General features: G+C 70.8%; 1 protein-coding gene. It reads right to left on the reverse strand.

Annotated features, from left to right (window positions below; translation table 11 throughout):
• Window positions 1-3,908 (reverse strand): type I polyketide synthase (locus tag AC4IJH_RS43150; protein WP_490857510.1); only part of this gene is annotated, 3,908 nt, incomplete at both ends.

A 3,908-nucleotide genomic window follows, 5' to 3' on the forward strand; every position in this document is an offset into this window, starting at 1 on the left:
TTCACCGAACCCAGCAGCAACGGCCGATCCCCCGGCCGGCCTTGGCCGTACGTCGCCAACAGCGCCTGCGCCTCGATGGGGTCGCCGAGGCGCGTACCCGTGCCATGGCCCTCGACCACATCCACATCACCCGTACCCAGCCCGGCGCTCGCCAGTGCGGACCGGATCACCCGCTGCTGGGACGGGCCGTTCGGCGCGGTCAGGCCGTTGGACGCGCCGTCCTGGTTCATCGCCGTTCCGGCCACCACCGCGAGAATCCGGTGACCGTTACGCCGCGCGTCCGACAGCCGCTCGACCACCAGGACACCGACACCCTCGCCCCAGCCCGTGCCGTCCGCAGCCTCCGCGTACGCCTTGCAACGCCCGTCAGCCGCCAAGCCCCGCTGCCGCGAGAAGTCGATGAACGTGCCAGGTGTGGACATCACCGTCACGCCACCGGCCAATGCGAGCGACGACTCCCCCGAACGCAGCGACTGACACGCCAGATGCAACGCCACCAGCGACGACGAACACGCCGTGTCCACCGTCACCGCCGGACCCTCCAAGCCCAGCGCGTACGACACCCGGCCCGAGGCAACCGCGCCCACGCCACCCGTGCCGATGTACCCCTCAACTTCCTCCGGTACAGCGTGAGTCGGCAGATAGTCGTGGTAGAAGAGGCCCGCGAAAACGCCCGTGTCGCTGCCCTTCAACGCCCCCGGATCGATCCCCGCGTCCTCCAGCGCCTCCCACGACGTCTCCAGCAGCAACCGCTGCTGCGGATCCATCGCCACCGCCTCACGCGGACTGATCCCGAAGAACTCCGCGTCGAAATCCCCGGCGTCGTGGAGGAAGCCGCCCTTACCCGAGTAGGTCTTGCCGACCGCCTCCGGATCCGGGTCGACCACATCTCCGGGCCAGCCCCGGTCCTCGGGGAACGCGCCGACCGCGTCGCCGCCCGATTCGAGCAGCTGCCAGAACTCGCCCGGAGACGAGACACCGCCGGGGAAGCGGCAGGCCATCCCCACGATCACCAGACGGTCGTCGTCAACCGGCGCTCCGCCAGTCGCCGGGAGGGCCGAGCCCACCGACACGGTGCCTGTCTCGCCGACCAGCTCGCGCAGTACGAAGCCAGCGAGGGCGGCCGGGGTGGGGTAGTCGAATACCGCGGTGGCGGACAGGCGCAGACCGGTTGCGTTGTTGAGCCGGTTGCGCAGTTCGACCGCGGTGAGCGAGTCGAAACCGACGTCGCGGAACGCACGGTCCGCGTCGACACTGCCGGGACCCGGCAGGCCCAGGACCATTGCGGTCTGGGTGGCGATCAGGTCCCGTACGGCCTCTTGCTGTTCGGCCGGGCCCAGCCCCGCCAGACGTGCGGCCAGCGCGTTCTGACCATCGGCGGTCTGCCCGACCGTACGACGGACAGGCGAGCCCGTACGCGCCGTCCGCACAAGCGCGGACAGGAGCGGGGGAACCTCGCCCGTTCCGCGTATCGCGTCCGGGTCCAACTGGGCTGTCACCAGCAGTGGTTCGGTACGGGCCATGGCCTCGTCCAGTACGGCGAGACCCTCCGTGTCGGACAGCAGCCGGACTCCCTGGCGGGCCAGCCGCTGGCGTTCACCTGCTGTGAGATCGCCGGCCATGCCCTGTTCCCAGGGACCCCACGCCAACGACACGGCGGGCAGGCCCTGGTCGCGTCGGTGGGCGGCGAGTGCGTCCAGGAAGGTGTTGCCTGCGGCGTAATTGGCCTGGCCAGCGTTGCCGATGACACCGGCGATGGACGAGAAGAGGACGAAGGTGTCCAAGTCCAGGTGGCGGGTCAGTTCGTGCAGGTTCCAGGCCGCGTCGACCTTCGGCCGCAGCACCGACTCCACTCGCTGCGAAGTCAGGGCCGTGGTCAGGCCGTCGTCCACGATCCCGGCCGCGTGAATGACACCGGTCAGCGGCACCCCGTCCAACACCTCGGCCAGCTGGGCACGGTCTGCGGCATCGCACGCCGCAACGGTGACCTCGACACCCAACTCTTCGATATCGACGACCAGTTCCGGCATCCCCGAAGCCTCGATGCCACGGCGGGAGAGGAGCAGAAGATGCTCGGCCCTGCCCGTCTCGGCCCAGTGCCGGGCCACCAGACCGCCCAGGGCACCCGAGGCACCCGTGATCAAGACCGTGCCCGCACGTCCACCCACCGGAGCCGACGGCTGCTGAGCGACCCGCGTCAGCCTCGGTGCTCGCACCTGGCCCCCGCGTACCGCGAACTGCGGCTCGGCCGACTGCACACCCGTACGCAACCATCCCATGAGGCCTTCGGCGGACAGATCATCCACGTCCGCCAGCACCAGGCGACCGGGATTCTCCGCCTGCGCTACCCGCACCAGGCCCCAGACCGAGGCGGGGGCAACTTCCACGGCGCAGTCCGGTCCCGCATCCACCGCACGCTCGGTCACCACCAACAGCCGCGCCCCGGACAAGGTCTCCTGCGCAAGCCATTCCTGTACGACACCCAGCACAGCGGTTGTCGCATCCCGAACCGCGCCCGCAACACCGGCCGTGCCCACCTCCGGCACGACCCGCAGCACCACAACCGAGGGGGCCTCTTCGCCCTCTTCCACCGACGCCACCAGGCCACTCACGCCCTCGGCGCCCAACTCCGCCCACCGGACCACAGCCCCCGGCTCACCCTCGGGCGCGACCGGCACCCACTCCACGCCGTACAAGCCCTCGCGAGCCGACGCCGCAGCAGCAGCAAGGTCCTCGGCCGACACCGACCGCAGGACCAAAGAACCCACGGACACGATGAGTTCACCGGTGGGGTCGGCGAGCGTCAGTGATACGCCATCGCCGGTACGCTCCGGGGTCACCCGGACCCGGGCCACCGACGCACCCGACGCATGCACGTTGACATTCTTCCAGGCGAACGGCAGCGCCAGCCCTTCAGCCGCAGCGCCCAAGCCCAGCACGTGCAGGGCAGCGTCCAGCAGCACCGGGTGCACCCCGAAGCCGGACACCGCCGTACCCTCGGGCAGCGCGACCTCGGCGAACAGTTCCTCGCCGCGCCGCCAGGCCGCACGCATCCCCTGGAACACCTGACCGTACGCAAGCCCGCTCTCCGCCAGCTCCGGGTAGAAATCGTCCAGGTCCACGGCGACAGCACCCGCCGGGGGCCACTGCGCGAGCCCACTGTCGGAGATCTCGGAGCCGGCCGGGGCCACAACGCCGGCCGCGTGCCGCACCCACTCCGCCTCGGAGGCGGCGTCCTCGACCTGGGCATAGACCGCCACCGCACGACGACCGGCCTCGTCCGGCTCCTCCACCGTGACCTGAACCCGCAACCCACCCCGGGCCGGCAGCACCAGCGGCGCCTCAATGACCAGTTCCTCGACCTGGCCGCACCCGGCCTCGTCACCGGCCCGCACCGCCATCTCGACCAAGGCGGCACCCGGCACCAACACCTGCCCGGCCACCACATGATCGGCCAACCACGACTGCCCCGACGAAGACAACCGACCCGTCAGTACGAGGCCGCCGCTCGCCGGCAACACCACCGCCGCACCCAGCAGCGGATGGCGCGCGGGAAACTGCCCCAGCCCCGCCGCGTCCACCGCGCCGGAACCACCCGGCAGCCAGTACCGCTGGTGCTGGAAGGCGTATGTGGGCAGGTCGATCCGCTGGGCGCCCGTGCCCGTGAAGATCTGGTCCCAGCCGACGTCCACGCCCCGTACGAACGCCTTGGCCAGCGCCGTGAGCAGCGCTCGGGGTTCGTCACGGCCGCGGCGCAGCACCGGGAGCCAGGCCTCGGAGGCATCGTCGTTCTCCGTTTCCGTACGGGTCTGCGGGCCCATGCCCGAGAGCACACCGTCCGGACCGATCTCGATGAATGTCCGTACGCCGCTGTCGCGGAGCGCGCAGGCCGCGTCGGCGAAACGGAC

This window comes from Streptomyces sp. UF-297 (genome assembly GCF_058245575.1).